This is a genomic window from Priestia sp. SIMBA_032 (assembly GCF_046535215.1).
Lineage (GTDB): Bacteria > Bacillota > Bacilli > Bacillales > Bacillaceae_H > Priestia > Priestia aryabhattai.
Map to the genome: position 1 here is coordinate 267466 of NZ_JAWRXD010000002.1, position 15871 is coordinate 283336.

At 39.0% G+C, this 15871-nt stretch carries 12 protein-coding genes, 1 other RNA gene and 1 other annotated feature; of the genes, 12 read left to right on the forward strand and 1 reads right to left on the reverse strand.

The features are described 5' to 3' along the window. Positions 1 to 92: 92 nt before the first annotated feature. From SB717_RS07275 to dtd, 6 genes are all read left to right on the forward strand, one after another. Positions 93 to 386, forward strand: a complete 294-nt coding sequence (locus tag SB717_RS07275; RefSeq protein WP_028411692.1) for a post-transcriptional regulator — start codon at positions 93 to 95, stop codon at positions 384 to 386. A gap of 137 nt (positions 387 to 523) precedes the next feature. Beyond that, positions 524 to 2761 carry a protein translocase subunit SecDF gene (gene secDF, locus SB717_RS07280; protein WP_182003540.1) on the forward strand — a complete coding sequence of 746 codons (2238 nt, stop codon included), beginning with the start codon at positions 524 to 526 and terminating at the stop codon, positions 2759 to 2761. Between the two features lie 141 nt (positions 2762 to 2902). After that, positions 2903 to 5245 carry a single-stranded-DNA-specific exonuclease RecJ gene (gene recJ / locus SB717_RS07285; RefSeq protein ID WP_074677621.1) on the forward strand — a complete coding sequence of 781 codons (2343 nt, stop codon included), beginning with the start codon at positions 2903 to 2905 and terminating at the stop codon, positions 5243 to 5245. 15 nt (positions 5246 to 5260) lie between these two features. Continuing rightward, positions 5261 to 5773, forward strand: a complete 513-nt coding sequence (locus SB717_RS07290; RefSeq protein ID WP_013059309.1) for an adenine phosphoribosyltransferase — start codon at positions 5261 to 5263, stop codon at positions 5771 to 5773. Between the two features lie 185 nt (positions 5774 to 5958). Next, positions 5959 to 8157: a RelA/SpoT family protein gene (locus SB717_RS07295; protein WP_071270497.1), complete on the forward strand. Its 2199-nt coding sequence runs from the start codon at positions 5959 to 5961 to the stop codon at positions 8155 to 8157. 15 nt (positions 8158 to 8172) lie between these two features. Beyond that, positions 8173 to 8634: a D-aminoacyl-tRNA deacylase gene (gene dtd / locus SB717_RS07300; protein ID WP_074677619.1), complete on the forward strand. Its 462-nt coding sequence runs from the start codon at positions 8173 to 8175 to the stop codon at positions 8632 to 8634. Here the strand turns inward: dtd and SB717_RS07305 are convergent. Next, entirely contained in the window at positions 8625 to 9449 is an 825-nt protein-coding gene (locus SB717_RS07305; RefSeq protein WP_410903520.1) for an N-acetylmuramoyl-L-alanine amidase family protein, read from the reverse strand. The genes dtd and SB717_RS07305 overlap by 10 nt on opposite strands. Positions 9450 to 9675: 226 nt before the next feature. Between SB717_RS07305 and SB717_RS07310 the strand changes: the two genes are divergently transcribed. The 6 genes from SB717_RS07310 (at position 9676) to SB717_RS07335 (ending at position 15831) form a co-directional block, all read left to right on the forward strand. Beyond that, the gene (locus SB717_RS07310; protein ID WP_013059305.1) at positions 9676 to 9852 is read left to right on the forward strand and encodes a hypothetical protein; all 177 of its coding nucleotides are present in this window, start codon (positions 9676 to 9678) and stop codon (positions 9850 to 9852) included. Positions 9853 to 9939: 87 nt separating this feature from the next. Continuing rightward, positions 9940 to 10171: a binding site (T-box leader), on the forward strand. Positions 10172 to 10239: 68 nt separating this feature from the next. After that, complete coding sequence (gene hisS / locus SB717_RS07315; protein ID WP_410903521.1) at positions 10240 to 11508, forward strand: histidine--tRNA ligase; 1269 nt, start codon at positions 10240 to 10242, stop codon at positions 11506 to 11508. A 12-nt stretch (positions 11509 to 11520) separates the two neighbouring features. Then, entirely contained in the window at positions 11521 to 13299 is a 1779-nt protein-coding gene (aspS, locus tag SB717_RS07320; RefSeq protein ID WP_098622809.1) for an aspartate--tRNA ligase, read from the forward strand. Positions 13300 to 13416: 117 nt separating this feature from the next. Beyond that, positions 13417 to 13598: non-coding RNA, 6S RNA (gene ssrS, locus SB717_RS07325), on the forward strand. A gap of 162 nt (positions 13599 to 13760) precedes the next feature. Continuing rightward, complete coding sequence (locus tag SB717_RS07330; RefSeq protein WP_071270511.1) at positions 13761 to 14525, forward strand: tRNA threonylcarbamoyladenosine dehydratase; 765 nt, start codon at positions 13761 to 13763, stop codon at positions 14523 to 14525. Positions 14526 to 14946: 421 nt separating this feature from the next. Continuing rightward, positions 14947 to 15831: a phosphate ABC transporter substrate-binding protein PstS family protein gene (locus SB717_RS07335; RefSeq protein ID WP_410903522.1), complete on the forward strand. Its 885-nt coding sequence runs from the start codon at positions 14947 to 14949 to the stop codon at positions 15829 to 15831. The last annotated feature ends 40 nt before the right edge of the window (positions 15832 to 15871 follow it).

The window sequence follows — 15871 nt, forward strand, 5'->3', positions numbered from 1 at the left end:
AATATATGCGCCCCCGGTGTCCAAGCATGACAAGTATTCCTCATACGAGAAAGAAATTTTACGCAAAATGTCAAACGGAAAGGAGGATCGATATGACACATCCATTTATTTCAGCTTCGAAAGAACTTATACAGCCTGTCGTATCCAGCAAAATGGAAGAATTTCATATGCTCGGATATGAAGAAGTAACGGAGAACGATTTATTGAGTTATTTGGAAATGAAAAAATGGAAAAAAGAAAAGGAGCTATCTCTCCATCAAGTTGTAAATGATATTTTATCTGTTAAGATCACGCAGGTGATGAGCTATGTAACAATTGAATCTTATAAATCTGATATGTTCTCAAGTGTTAATAATGGAGAAGACTGGAAAGAATTATTAAAGTAGAGTTTGTAAAATACATGTATTAAAATTTGATAAGGTCTTTATTTGACAGACATTAGGTTATGAATGATAATTAGATTGGTCATTTATCTATTGTTATCATTTCATGTTTTTTACATAAGAAGGAGGATTTTCTGTCGATGGTTAAAAGAGGACGTATCGTTGCCTTTTTCCTCTTAGTACTGCTTGTGTTTAGTACAATCGGAACAACGATGACTGGAATTACAAAAGATATTAAACTTGGCCTCGACCTTCAAGGTGGATTTGAAATTTTATATAAAGTCAGTCCAGCTAAAAAAGGCGATGTCATTGACAAAAAGGCACTTAACAGCACGGTTGAAGCGCTGCGTCAACGTGTCGATGTACTGGGAGTTAGTGAGCCCAGCATTCAAATTGAAGGAAACGACCGCATACGCGTTCAGCTAGCTGGTGTCACGAATCAAAAGCAAGCCAGGGATTTGTTATCAACTCAAGCAAACTTAACGTTCCGTGACGTGAACGATAAGGTGCTGATGGATGGTACAGACTTAGCGCAAGGCGGAGCAAAGCAATCGTTTGACCAAAGCAATCAGCCTAGCGTCTCACTAAAGTTAAAAAATGCGAAAAAATTTGAAAAGATCACGCGAGAGCTTTCTCAAAAACCAGCACCTAACAATTTAATTGTCATTTGGCTGGATTATGAAGAAGGAAAAGACTCGTACCAAAAAGAAGCGACAAAACAAAATCCGAAGTATCTATCTGCAGCCTCTGTTAGCAGCGTGTTAACACAGCCAGATGTTGAGATTTCAGGTGGAAACTTCACAGTGAAAAGTGCAACGCAGCTGGCGGAATTGCTAAATGCCGGGTCGCTGCCGGTTAAATTGGATGAGCTATACTCTACATCCGTTGGAGCACAGTTCGGAGAAGAAGCTCTTCACACAACTATATTAGCGGGTATTATCGGGATCGGAATTATCTTCCTTTACATGCTGTTTTTCTATCGTTTACCGGGGCTTATTGCCATTATTACACTCAGTTTTTATATCTACTTGAACTTAGTTGTATTTGACTTGATGCATGTGGTTATGACGCTTCCAGGTATCGCGGCTCTTATTCTCGGCGTAGGTATGGCAGTAGATGCAAATATTATTACCTACGAGCGGATTAAAGATGAACTCAAAACAGGAAGGTCTGTTATATCGGCATACCGGGCAGGAAATCGTCGCTCTCTTGCCACCATTTTTGATGCCAATATTACAACGATGCTAGCGGCTCTTGTATTGTTCTTTTATGGTCAAAGTTCAGTAAAAGGATTTGCTACAACGTTAATGATCGGGATTGTGCTAAGCTTTATTACGGCCGTATACGGTACGCGATTATTAATGAGCCTTTTAGTAAATAGCCGCTGGTTTGATAAAAAACCAGGCTACTTTGGCGTGAAGAAAGAGCAAATTCACGATTTAAGCAAAGACGACGGCACAACCGTTTTACCTACAGCGTGGGATAAAATTGACTTTGTAAAATACCGTAAAGCGTTCTTCACGTTTTCAAGCGTGCTCGTCATTATCGGTATTATCTCGGTTGCCGTGTTCAGGCTGAACCTCGGTATTGACTTTACAAGCGGAACTCGCATAGAGATTCCAGCAAATCATACCGTTACGCAGGCTGAGATACAGCGCGAAATGAAGTCTCTCGATATCAAAACCGATGACGTAGTTATTACAGGGAAAAGTAATGATACGGGTGTCGTACGTGTAGTTGGGGTCTTAAATAAAAAAGAAATTGCCAATTTAAAAGATCACTTTAAAGATAAATACGGTTCAGAACCAAATGTGAGCACCGTCTCACCGACAGTTGGAAAAGAACTAGCGAAAAATGCAATGATGGCGATTGTAATTGCTTCAATCGGAATTATCATTTATGTAACGATTCGATTTGAATTTTACATGGCGCTTGCAGCCGTGCTTGCCCTGTTGCATGATGCGTTCTTTATCGTTACAGTCTTCAGCTTAACGAAGTTAGAGGTTGATTTAACGTTTATCGCCGCTGTCTTGACGATTGTTGGTTACTCAATTAACGATACGATCGTTACGTTTGACCGCATTCGTGAAAATATGCAGAAATTTAAATCCAAAACGTTTGACGATTTGGCGTTTATCGTAAATCTAAGTTTGCGTGAAACATTTACTCGTTCAATGAACACCGTTTTAACAGTTGTAATTGCAGTTGTAGCACTTCTTGTATTCGGAAGTGAATCAATTCAAAACTTCTCCATTGCCCTGTTAGTAGGTTTAATTCTTGGTGCATATTCATCTGTGTTTATTGCTGCTCAGCTATGGCTTGTGTGGAAAGGGAAACAGTTGAAGCGCGAGGAACAAAAAGAAGTAGAAAGCAAGTAATTCAAAAACGTGCGAAGTGTTCGCACGTTTTTTTTGTGCGTGAAAATTCAAGGCGCACTGTCAGAAAAATATGCTTATTTTCTTTCGTTGCTCCATTTCATCCACTCTAGTATAATAATGTGGGTTAAGGGGTGAAGAGACATGTTACAGTCAAAAAAACGTTGGAATGTTCAAGAATGTGATGAACAACTTGTTAATGAATTTGTAGAAAACCTCAATATTACACCTCTAGTAGCTTCGTTATTACTTAATAGAGGCATGACAACAGTAGAAGCGGCACGTGAGTTTTTACACGTTGATGCACAAACGTTCCACGATCCGTTTTTATTGCACGATATGGACAAAGCGGTAGCTCGTATTCAGCAAGCAATTGATCATAATGAAAAAATTATGATCTATGGAGATTACGATGCGGACGGCGTCAGCAGTACTTCTGTTATGTTATCTGCTTTACAGCAGCTCGGCGCTGATACTGATTTTTATATTCCTAATCGCTTTACAGAAGGTTATGGGCCGAATAAGGCAGCATTTGATAAAATAAACGCAGGCGGCTATCAGCTGGTGATTACGGTAGACACAGGTATTTCGGCAGTCGAAGAAACGGCGTATGCACGTGAATTAGATTTTGATTTAATTATTACGGATCACCACGAGCCGGGTCCGGTTTTACCGGATGCGTATGCAATTATTCATCCAAAGCTGCCGGGAAGTACATATCCATTTAAAGAACTGGCAGGTGTAGGAGTGGCTTTTAAACTCGCTCATGCGCTGTTAGGGGAGCTTCCGGAACATTTGTTAGAACTAGCAGTGATTGGGACGATTGCTGACTTAGTTCCTTTAGTCGACGAAAACCGCTTAATTGCTCGCAAAGGTCTTGACTATTTGAAGTTCACGAAGCGCACTGGAATTGAAGCGCTGCTGAGTGTATGTGGAGTAAAGCGCGAAGAAATTACTGAAGATACAATTGGATTTGCTATGGCTCCTCGCATTAATGCAGTAGGGCGTCTTCAAGATGCTGATCCAGCTGTTCACTTGCTTATGACAACAAATGCTGAAGAGGCAAAAGGTTTAGCTAAAGAAATTGATGCGTTAAACAAGGAAAGGCAGCAAATCGTAAACGATATTACGGAAGAAGCCGTTGAATTTGTTGAAAATATGTATCCTCCGGACGAAAACAGCGTTCTTATTGTAGAGGGGGAAGGATGGAATGCAGGCGTTGTTGGAATTGTCGCTTCTAGGCTCGTAGAAAAGTTCTACAGACCAACAATTGTACTAAGTATTGACTCCGAAAATCGTATTGCCAAAGGTTCAGCAAGAAGTATCGAAGGCTTTGACTTATTCGCGAACTTATCTAAATGCCGTGACATTTTGCCGCATTTTGGAGGGCATCCAATGGCAGCCGGCATGACGTTAAACAGCGATGATGTAGAAGAGCTGCGCAGACGTCTTAATGAACAAGCAAGCAACGTGTTAACCGAACAGGATTTTATTCCAATTACATCAGTTGATACAGTATGCACAACAGAGGAAATTACGCTGGAGAACATTGAACAAATGAGTGCGCTTGCTCCATTTGGTATGCATAACCCGAAGCCAAAAGTTCTCATTAAAGATGTTCATACAACATCTATGCGGAAAATTGGTGCTAATAAAAATCATTTAAAACTCGTATTTGAAGACAGCGGTGTATCGGTTGATGCAGTAGGATTTGGGTTAGGCTATATATTAGATGAAGTATCTCCTATAGCTAAGGTATCATTAGTAGGTGAACTATCTATTAATGAGTGGAACAATATGCGCAAACCGCAGCTGATGGTAGAAGATATCTCTGTAGACGAGTGGCAGATGTTTGATTATCGCAGTGCGGTTGATGTCAAACGTTTCTTTGAACAGGTATTCACGGATCAAATGAAAGTCGTTGCTTTTCATGATTCAACAATTGATAAATACAAGTCGCTGCTGCCGATAGAGCATGTTGTTCTTATTCAAAATGAAGAACAGGCAAACGCATGTATGTTTGCAGGGGAACAGATCGTTTTATTAGATTTACCTCCTTCACAGAAGTGGCTTGAAGCTTTGTTTGTCCAAGGTATTCCTTCTAGAATATACGCTATTTTCTTAACGGAAGAAGACCATTATTTTGATACAATCCCAACTCGCGATCACTTTAAATGGTTTTACGGCTTTTTAGCGAAAAAGGGTCCTTTTGATTTAAAACGCTACAAAGAAGATTTAGCGATTCATAAGGGCTGGTCAAAAGAAACGATTGATTTTATGGCAAAGGTGTTTTTTGAGTTAGAATTTGTTACAATAAACAATGGCTTAATTTCGTTAGTGAAAAATTCTGCGAAACGTGATTTAATAGAATCTGCGACTTATCGCCAAAAGCAGCAGCAGATTGAAATAGAAAAAAACTTTATTTATACGTCATATGTACAGCTTAAAAATCAATTTCAAGATATTTTTAAGCGTTCGATTGAATGAGGAGGCAACATTAGAATGAATTTTAAAGATTATATTACAATTGTACCTGACTGGCCAAAACCAGGTATTACATTTAAAGATATCTCAACATTAATGGATAACGGTGACGCATACCGTGCCGCAACGGATGAGATTGTAAAATATGCCAATGATAAACAAGTTGATATTATCGTAGGACCGGAAGCTCGCGGATTTATCGTTGGTTGTCCAGTAGCATACGCGCTAGGTATCGGCTTTGCACCTGTTCGTAAAGAAGGAAAATTACCGCGTGAAGTAATCAAAGTAGATTACGGTTTAGAATACGGTAAAGACGTATTAACGATTCACAAAGATGCAATTAAGCCAGGTCAGCGCGTGTTGATTACAGATGATTTATTAGCAACAGGCGGTACAATTGAAGCGACAATTAAGCTTGTCGAAGAATTAGGCGGAATTGTTGTTGGAGCTGCGTTCTTAATTGAACTTTCTTACCTTGACGGCCGTGATAAACTAGACGGTTACGATGTATTCACATTAATGACGTATTAAGAAGAACGATCACATAAAAAAGAGTACCTGATACAGGTGCTCTTTTTTCGTTAAAAAACGTTAATACGTAAAATGGAAATGATGTAAATTTCATAAATTAGACGCAAAGGCTTTACATCCTTGGATTTTTTCAAGATAATAGTTACAATATGAATTAAAAATGCTAGTTGATAAAAGGTGATTTCATGGCAAATGAGCAAGTCCTAACAGCGGAACAGGTCATTGACAATACGAAGCGATATTTAAATGAAGAAGACGTGGCTTTTGTACAAAAAGCATATGATTTTGCAAAAGAAGCTCACAAAGAACAATATCGCAAGTCGGGTGAACCATATATTATCCACCCGATTCAAGTCGCAGGAATTTTAGTTGATCTAGATATGGATCCAGCAACAATTGCAGCTGGATTTCTACATGATGTGGTTGAAGATACAGAGATAACACTAAAGGATTTAGAAAAAGCTTTTAACGAAGAAGTAGCAATGCTCGTAGACGGTGTAACGAAACTTGGGAAAATTAAATATAAGTCTAAAGAAGAGCAGCAGGCTGAAAATCACCGCAAGATGTTTGTAGCAATGGCTCAAGATATTCGAGTTATATTGATCAAACTTGCGGATCGTCTTCATAACATGCGTACGCTAAAGCATTTACCGCAGGAAAAGCAGCGACGCATTTCAAATGAAACGCTTGAAATTTTTGCTCCTCTTGCTCATCGTCTTGGTATTTCAAAAATTAAGTGGGAGCTTGAAGATACAGCTTTACGTTACTTAAATCCTCAGCAATATTATCGCATTGTCAATTTGATGAAGAAAAAACGTGCGGAACGCGAGCAATATTTGGCTGAAGTTATTGATGAAGTTCGTGAGCAGGTAGATGAAGTGTCAATTAAAGTTGAAATTTCAGGACGTCCAAAACATATTTATTCCATTTATCGTAAAATGGCACTGCAAAACAAGCAGTTTAATGAAATTTACGATTTACTAGCTGTGCGCATTATTGTAAATAGCATTAAAGACTGCTATGCGGTGTTAGGAATTATTCATACGTGCTGGAAGCCAATGCCAGGACGTTTCAAAGATTATATTGCGATGCCAAAACAAAATATGTACCAGTCTCTTCATACAACGGTTATCGGACCAAAAGGTGATCCGTTAGAAGTTCAAATTCGAACATTTGACATGCACCAAATTGCTGAGTATGGAATTGCTGCTCACTGGGCTTACAAAGAGGGAAAAACTGCTGAGCATGCTTCATTTGAAGAAAAGTTAACGTGGTTTAGAGAAATTTTAGAATTTCAAAATGATGCAAACGATGCAGAAGAGTTTATGGAATCTCTAAAAGTTGATTTGTTTTCTGACATGGTTTACATTTTTACGCCAAAAGGCGACGTCATTGAGCTTCCTTCGGGTTCTGTTCCAATTGATTTTTCCTATCGTATTCACTCTGAAATCGGAAATAAAACCATTGGAGCAAAAGTTAACGGCAAGATGGTTACGCTTGATTACCGTTTGAAAACGGGAGACATTATCGAAATTTTGACGTCTAAGCATTCGTATGGTCCAAGCAAAGACTGGTTAAAGCTTGCTCAAACGTCTCAAGCTAAAAATAAAATTCGCCAATTCTTTAAAAAGCAAAGCCGCGATGAAAATATTGAAAAAGGTAAAGAGCTGGTTGAAAAAGAAATTCGTCAAATGGAGTTTGACTTAAAAGAAGTATTAACAGCTGATAATATCAAACGAGTAGCGGAGAAGTTTAATTTCTCAAATGAAGATGATATGTATGCAGCTATTGGATATAACGGATTAACTGCGGCTCAAGTAGCTAATCGTTTAACCGAGAAGTGGAGAAAGCAGCGCGATCAAGAACAAGAGATCCAAATTGATGATATTGCACGCGACACTGCAGCTAAGCGTGTTCGCCAGCATAAACGAAAAGATTCTGGTGTTATCGTACCAGGTGTAGATAATATGCTGATTCGCTTGTCTAAGTGCTGTAATCCAGTTCCTGGAGATGAGATTGTTGGATTTATTACAAAAGGGCGAGGAGTATCTGTTCATAGAGCAGATTGTTTAAACGTTCACACAGATGATGCTGAAAGCCGTCTTATTCCTGTAGAGTGGGAAACACATATTAAAGAAGGCAAAGAGTTTAACGTGGAAATTGAAATTTCAGGATACGACCGCAGAGGCTTACTAAATGAAGTTCTGCAGGTTGTAAATGAGACTAAAACGAATATTTCAGCCGTTTCAGGAAAATCGGACCGAAACAAAATGGCTACGATTCATATGTCAATTTCTATTCATAACATCAGTCATCTTCATAAAGTGGTCGAGCGAATTAAGCAGCTTCGAGACATTTATTCTGTGCGCCGAATTATGCATTAAGAAAGGTCGTTATACATGAGAGTAGTCGTACAAAGAGCAAAGAATGCAAAAGTGACTGTTGCAGACGAGACGGTCGGTGAGATTAAGCACGGATATATGCTTTTAGTCGGTATTACCCACGAGGATACTGAAGCCGATGCAGAGTATGTAGCGGACAAAATTGTAAATTTGCGAGTGTTTGAAGATGAGTCTGGCAAAATGAATTTGTCGCTTCTAGATGTAGAAGGAGAAATTTTATCGGTATCTCAATTTACGCTGTACGGAGATTGCCGAAAAGGCAGAAGGCCAAACTTTATGGAAGCTGCTAGGCCAGATCATGCTGTAACGATTTACAACTATTTTAATAAAGTATTATCAGAAAAAAATATTCGAGTAGAAACCGGCGCATTTGGTGAAATGATGGACGTATCATTTACAAATGACGGACCGGTCACACTTATTGTAGAAAGCAAAGAAAAAACGCAGGCTCACAGATGAGCCTGCGTTTTTTCTTTGTTTTGAAAGTAGTGATCTAATCCTTCAGCAATAGCAGACGTAATCATTTGCTGATAACTGATGGAATTAATATACGTTTCTTCCCGTTCGTTGCTTAAAAAGCCCAGCTCAATTAATGTACTCGGACGCTTATTTTCGCGAAGAACATAATAGTTTCCAAATCGTTCTCCTTTGTCTTTCAATTTTGCATGTTCAATGAGTGACTGATGAATAGAATGTGTGAGTGGACTGTCCTGATGCTGATGGTAATAATAGGTCATAAGGCCAGTTAGCTGTGAGCTGTTTGTACTGTTGTAGTGAATGCTTATAAAAGCATCTGCTTTAGTCGGTTGCAGCGTGCGCTGTGAAAGCAGAACGTACTCATCATGGCTGCGAGTTAAAATGACGTGTACGCCTTCTTTTTGAAGTTTGTTTTGTAAAATAAGCGCTGTTCGGAGAGTGAGGTCTTTTTCATATGTGCCTTGTGTGCCGATGGCTCCTTTGTCTTTTCCTCCATGGCCTGCATCAATAATAATTGTTTTGCCCTTTAGGTGCTGTAAACTTTTACTCAGCGTATAAACAGGCTGGCGCTGCGCTACTTGCATGCTAGGCTGAACGCTGCGGAGCGCTACTGTTTTCGTGAATTTTTTAAACACCCAGCCTTGAATGTTCGAGCTTTCTACATAATACCAATCTCCTTGACGGTCTGAAACGGATAGTCTTGTATCTTTCGTCAATTTATTTGTAATTGAAAATGAACGTCCTGGACCGCTGCGTACATGAAGAGAGTCAGCTGTTACAACAATGGGTTGATGCACCGGTCGGTTTGGGCGCTCAAATGAGGAAGAACACAGTAACAAAAGGATACTTGCAGCTAAAACAGATACAGACTTCATGTTTAGATGGCGAATAGATAGACCTCCTTTTTATAACCAAATAGAGTATTCGATGAAAATAAAAAAAATCCTTTCTCTTATGTAAAAACATCTTTTTTGGGCAATGCTAATAAAAGGATAAGTAAGTGTAGGCAGGGAGGAAGAAACAATGAAGTTTAGTGAAAAAGGTGAACAATCGTTTCAGCAGGTAAACCCGGTATTCGGCATTCATTTTCATGATTTTATTGATAGAGAAAGTGAAGCTTCATCCCTTGAATTGGCTTCTGAATTTGGTTTAACGCTTCGAGATATTCAGAAACTAAGAAAACAATTAGACCGCTCTTAACATGAAAGGTGCTTGACAACTGCTCATTTCATTCGTAATATAGAAAGCAATTGCTAAATTAAAATGAATGTATAACATTTTTATATTGATAAGCCAAAGATCGAGAAAAGTAGTAAAGATGACACATGGCTAGAGAGGAAATGTCTTAGGCTGAAAGCATTTCTACATGATGACTTTATGAAAGAACACTCAGGAGGCTTCACTCTGAAAAGGGAACTTAGTAGGAGATGAACGCGTTCGTGCGTTAACGAAATGAGTGGAAACATGTCATATGTTTCAATTAGGGTGGTACCACGTGAGATTAACTCTCGTCCCTACTATGGAAAAATAGTAGAGGCGAGAGTTTTTTTGTATTGTAAATTTTAAATATAGGAGGCATATCACGTTATGTCAGTTCAAATACCTAGAGGCACACAAGATATTTTACCGGGCAAAGTAGAATATTGGCAGTTTGTTGAACAGCGAGCAAGAGAAATCTGCCGTGCGTTCAACTACCAAGAAATTCGTACACCAATGTTTGAACACACTGAATTATTTTTGCGCGGAGTGGGAGAAACAACGGATATTGTGCAAAAAGAAATGTACACATTTAAAGATCGAGGTGACCGCAGCTTAACGCTTCGTCCAGAAGGAACAGCTGCAGTTGGAAGATCATTTGTTTCAAATAAAATGTTTGGAAATCCAACGCAGCCAACAAAGCTGTTTTATATCGGTCCTATGTTTCGCTATGAACGACCTCAAGCGGGACGTTTCCGTCAATTCGTTCAGTTTGGCATAGAAGCACTAGGGGTAAATGATCCAGCTATCGATGCTGAAGTTCTTGCCCTGTTAATGAGTTTTTACCAATCGCTTGGATTGAAAAAATTAAAGCTGGTTGTTAACAGTTTAGGAGATACAGAAAGTCGTCAAGCTCACCGTCAAGCGCTTATCGATCACTTTGCACCTCGCATCGGAGAGTTTTGTAGCGACTGTCAAAGCCGCTTGGAAAAAAATCCTCTTCGTATTCTAGACTGTAAAAAAGATCGTGACCATGAACTGATGGCTACAGCGCCGTCTATTCTTGATTATTTAAACGACTATTCAAAAGAATATTTTGAAAAAGTACAGCAGTACTTAAGCGATTTAGACATTGACTATGTTGTAGATCCGACGTTAGTCCGCGGGTTAGATTATTATAATCACACAGCATTTGAACTAATGAGTGAAGCAGAAGGGTTTGGCGCCATTACAACTCTTTGCGGCGGAGGCCGTTATAATGGGCTGATTCAAGAGATCGGCGGACCTGAAACACCGGGTATCGGATTCGCTTTAAGTATTGAACGCTTATTATCTGCATTGGAAGCAGAAGGAATTGAGCTTCCGGTAGAAACAGGCGTAGATTGCTATGTAGTGACAATGGGCGATGAAGCGAAAGAAAAATCCGTTTCAATTGTAAATACGCTTCGACGTGCAGGCTTTGTAGCCGATAAAGATTATCAAGATAAAAAAATGAAAGCTCAGTTCAAAGCAGCGGATCGTGTACAAGCAAAATTTGTTGTTGTTCTAGGTGAAGATGAGCTAGCAAAACAAGTTGTAAACGTAAAGAATATGGAATCTGGCGAACAGCAAGAAGTATCAATTGATCAATTGGTCAGCTATTTGCAAGAACAAGTATAAGGGGGAACCATGATGACAAAACGTTCATACTACTGTGGAGACGTAACAGAACAAGCAACTGGCGAAACAGTTCTATTAAAAGGATGGGTTCAAAAACGCCGTGATTTAGGGGGATTAATCTTTATTGATTTACGCGACCGCGGCGGAGTTGTACAGGTTGTATTTAATCCTGAAAAATCTGCTGAAGCGCTAAAAATTGCTGAAGATGTACGTAATGAATTCGTACTGGAAGTGCAAGGAACTGTTGTAGCTCGTGAAGAGGGAACCGTTAACCCGAACTTAAAAACAGGTAAAATTGAAGTTCACGCTGAGCAGATTACCGTATTAAACAAAGCCAAAACACCTCCTTTTGCCATTGCGGATCAAACGGAAGTATCAGAAGATGTTCGATTAAAATATCGTTATTTAGACCTTCGACGTTCTGAGATGTTTAACACGCTTAAAATGCGCAATGACATTACAAAAACAATTCGTGACTTCTTAGATCAAAATGACTTTTTAGATGTTGAAACACCTATTTTAACGAAAAGTACGCCAGAAGGTGCACGTGATTATCTTGTGCCAAGCCGCGTGCACGAAGGGGAGTTTTATGCTCTTCCTCAATCACCGCAAATCTTTAAGCAGCTGCTAATGGTAAGCGGAGTTGAGCGTTATTATCAAATTGCTCGCTGTTTCCGCGATGAGGACTTGCGTGCAGATCGTCAGCCTGAATTTACTCAAATCGATATTGAAACATCATTTTTATCTCAAGAGGACATCATGACAATGACGGAAGAAATGATGTCTAAAGTAATGAAGCGCGTAAAAGATTTAGATATAACGACGCCTTTCCCGCGCATGTCATATGATGAAGCGATGAGCCGCTACGGTTCAGATAAGCCCGATACACGTTTTGAAATGGAGCTAGTCAACTTATCAGAGCTTGTTAAAGACTGCGGGTTCAAAGTATTTAGCGCAGCGGTTGAAAACGGCGGAGAAGTAAAAGCAATTAACGTAAAAGGTGCCGCTTCTAGCTATTCACGTAAAGATATCGATGCTCTAACAGAGTTCGTGAAAATTTATGGTGCTAAAGGGTTAGCATGGCTGAAAGTTGAAACTGACGGCTTAAAAGGACCGATTGCAAAATTCTTCAATGAAGATGAGCAAAAGCAATTTGCTGAAGCTCTTCAAACGGAAGAAGGAGATTTACTTTTATTTGTAGCTGATAAAAAGTCAGTTGTAGCAGATGCGCTTGGCGCTCTTCGTCTAAAGCTTGCAAAAGAACAAGGGATTATTGATGAAACGAAATTTAACTTCCTATGGGTAACAGATTGGCCTCTTCTTGAGCATGACGAAGAAGACAACCGTTACTACGCGGCTCATCATCCATTCACAATGCCAGTTCGTGAAGATTTACCAATGTTAGAAAGCGATCCTGGACAAGTCCGTGCACAAGCATATGACTTAGTATTGAATGGTTACGAACTTGGCGGAGGATCTTTACGTATTTATGAGCGTGATATTCAAGAAAAAATGTTTAAAACGCTTGGATTTACATTAGAAGAAGCATATGAGCAGTTCGGTTTCTTACTTGAAGCATTTGAATACGGTACTCCTCCTCACGGCGGAATTGCGTTAGGTCTTGACCGTTTGGTTATGCTTTTAGCAGGACGCACAAACTTGCGCGATACAATTGCCTTCCCTAAAACAGCAAGTGCAAGCTGCCTATTAACAAACGCACCTGGTGAAGTAAGTGAAGCGCAATTAGACGAGCTGCATTTGCAGGTAAAAAAGCAAAAAACAGAAGCGTAATCGATTGAACGTCTATAAAATCGAGCCTGTTACTTGAACATGACAGGCTCGATTTTTTTGTTTTGCTTATTAATTGCAAAGTGATTTTTTCTGTGATAAGATACTTTCAAGAACTAAATAGTCCTGATGTGTTCGTCCTTAATCCAGTTTTGACCGAACAATTTTTTGCTTGGGAGCTCGGAGTTTTTAACGAGCGTACATGCCTCATCTTGAGGACTTACAATGGTTAAAGCAGAGCACCCACCTGCCGAGAGCGGGTTCAAAACGAAGGCACTCGAGACGGCACGATCGGGACTAGCATACATACAAGAAATCCTCTATGTAATCATTTGCATAGAGTTTTTTTATGGATAAATAACGAATGCTCATGTTCGTTTTGCTAAAAATATGGTATAGTCAATTTCGTTGTTTATTTGAATTAATCATACACGTTGGTGTATTTAATAGAGGAGTGTTTTAACATGTTGCATCAGTTTTCACGTAATGAACTGGCGATAGGAAAAGAAGGATTAGCCACTTTAAAAGGCAGCACCGTTGCTATCTTAGGAATAGGCGGAGTAGGGTCATTTTCTGCTGAGGCTTTGGCCCGGTCAGGAGTAGGGCGTTTAATTCTTGTAGATAAAGATGATGTTGATATTACGAACGTAAATCGTCAAATTCACGCGCTGATTTCTACGGTAGGTCAGCCAAAGACAGAATTAATGAAAAAGCGTATTTTGGATATTAACCCAGACTGTGACGTCGTTTCTCTTCAAATGTTTTATACGGAAGAAACGTATGAAGAGTTCTTTAGTTACAAACCGGACTTCGTAGTGGATGCATCCGATACGATTTCGTACAAAATTCATTTAATGAAAGAATGTTTAAAACGTGATATTCCGATTATTTCAAGTATGGGTGCTGCGAATAAAATGGATCCAACACGTTTTAAAATTGCAGACATTTCAAAGACACATACAGATCCGATTGCAAAAGTGGTTCGTACTCGTCTGCGTAAAGAAGGAATTCGCAAAGGAATTAACGTCGTTTTTTCTGATGAACGTCCAATCGTTATTCGCGAAGAAGTTCGCAAAGAAGTAGGGAACGATCAAGCGCAAATTCGCAAAGCGAAAATGCCTCCATCTTCTAATGCTTTTGTTCCATCTGTAGCAGGCTTAATTATGGGCGGTCATGTTATTAATGAATTATTAAGTGATATTAAAATTCGCCGCGTAGGTGATGAATAAAAAGAAGGCTATCGCAGCCTTCTTTTTTTATGGAAATATCTGTTCTGTTTATACTTTTAATGGAATCTTCTGTACGATATGTATAAAAAGTACTAATGTTTTGAAAAATATGGATTGATAATGAATTTACATTGTATTAAAAAAAGAGATTTATGTAAATTTATTTAACGCTCTATTTACATAAAATTTACGTTTTCGCTTTCTTTCTTTTGTATATTCTACAGTAATATTCAGAAAACCTTATATACCAAGGGATTTGATAGAAACAAGAAAAAATAAACCCCAAATAAGTAAGTTTACAGTAACTTAAAATTCACTTCATATAAAGACAACAATCTACTCGTATAATGTGTCTTGTACCTGTTGTTCGAGTACAAAGGACTAGTACTAATTACACATATATTTATTGGAGGGTAATGCAATGAAAACAAAGGGTTTTAAAGTAACATTAGCAGCTTTTTTAATGGTAGGAGCACTTGCAGCATGTGGTAAAGAGGGAGCAAGCAACGACAGTGGTTCGGGCAGCAAAGAAGAAGTGTCAGGCACGTTAACAGCGGCGGGATCTACAGCTTTACAACCACTTGCAGAAGAAGCAGCGAATGGAATTGCTGAAAAATATCCAAACCTTTCAGTAACGGTACAAGGTGGAGGTAGTGGAACTGGTGTCAACCAAGTAGCATCAGGAGCAGTTGACATTGGAAACTCTGACGTTCCAGCAGCCGATAAAATTGAAGATAAATCAAAAGCAGATAAACTTGTCGATACGAAAGTAGCGGGCATTGGGTTCGCACTTGTTGTAAATAAAGATGTAAAAGTAGAATCATTAACAAAAGAGCAAATTCAAAAGATTTTCTCTGGTGAAATTAAAAACTGGAAAGAAGTTGGCGGAAACGACGAAAAAATTAACGTAATCAACCGTCCAGCATCTTCTGGTACACGTGCTACATTTGAGAAAACATTAATGGGTGACGCAAAAGTAAATGACAGCGTTGGTACAGCTCAAGATTCAAACGGAGCGGTTGAGCAATCAGTAAACTCAACGCCAGGAGCAGTAAGTTACCTTGCTATGTCGTATTTAATTGGCGATAAAAAAGAAAGTTTAAAAATGCTTAATATTGATGGTGTGGAGCCAACAACAGAAAATATTGTTTCTAAAAAATATCCGTTCTGGTCTTATGAGTACATGATTACAAACGGTGAGCCAAAAGATGGTGCAAAAGAGTACATTGATTATGTATCTGGTAAAGACTTTGCTAAGCAAGTAGAAGATATGGGTTATATCCCAATGACTGAATTCAAAAAATAAGAGTGTTTTTAAAAAAATAAGGCTGACTAACACAGTCAGC

Coding starts and splice junctions, on each gene's coding strand:
- SB717_RS07275 (WP_028411692.1), top strand. CDS start 93: ATGACACATCCATTTATTTCAGCTTCGAAAGAACTTATACAGCCTGTC.
- secDF (WP_182003540.1), top strand. CDS start 524: ATGGTTAAAAGAGGACGTATCGTTGCCTTTTTCCTCTTAGTACTGCTT.
- recJ (WP_074677621.1), top strand. CDS start 2,903: ATGTTACAGTCAAAAAAACGTTGGAATGTTCAAGAATGTGATGAACAA.
- SB717_RS07290 (WP_013059309.1), top strand. CDS start 5,261: ATGAATTTTAAAGATTATATTACAATTGTACCTGACTGGCCAAAACCA.
- SB717_RS07295 (WP_071270497.1), top strand. CDS start 5,959: ATGGCAAATGAGCAAGTCCTAACAGCGGAACAGGTCATTGACAATACG.
- dtd (WP_074677619.1), top strand. CDS start 8,173: ATGAGAGTAGTCGTACAAAGAGCAAAGAATGCAAAAGTGACTGTTGCA.
- SB717_RS07310 (WP_013059305.1), top strand. CDS start 9,676: ATGAAGTTTAGTGAAAAAGGTGAACAATCGTTTCAGCAGGTAAACCCG.
- hisS (WP_410903521.1), top strand. CDS start 10,240: ATGTCAGTTCAAATACCTAGAGGCACACAAGATATTTTACCGGGCAAA.
- aspS (WP_098622809.1), top strand. CDS start 11,521: ATGACAAAACGTTCATACTACTGTGGAGACGTAACAGAACAAGCAACT.
- SB717_RS07330 (WP_071270511.1), top strand. CDS start 13,761: ATGTTGCATCAGTTTTCACGTAATGAACTGGCGATAGGAAAAGAAGGA.
- SB717_RS07335 (WP_410903522.1), top strand. CDS start 14,947: ATGAAAACAAAGGGTTTTAAAGTAACATTAGCAGCTTTTTTAATGGTA.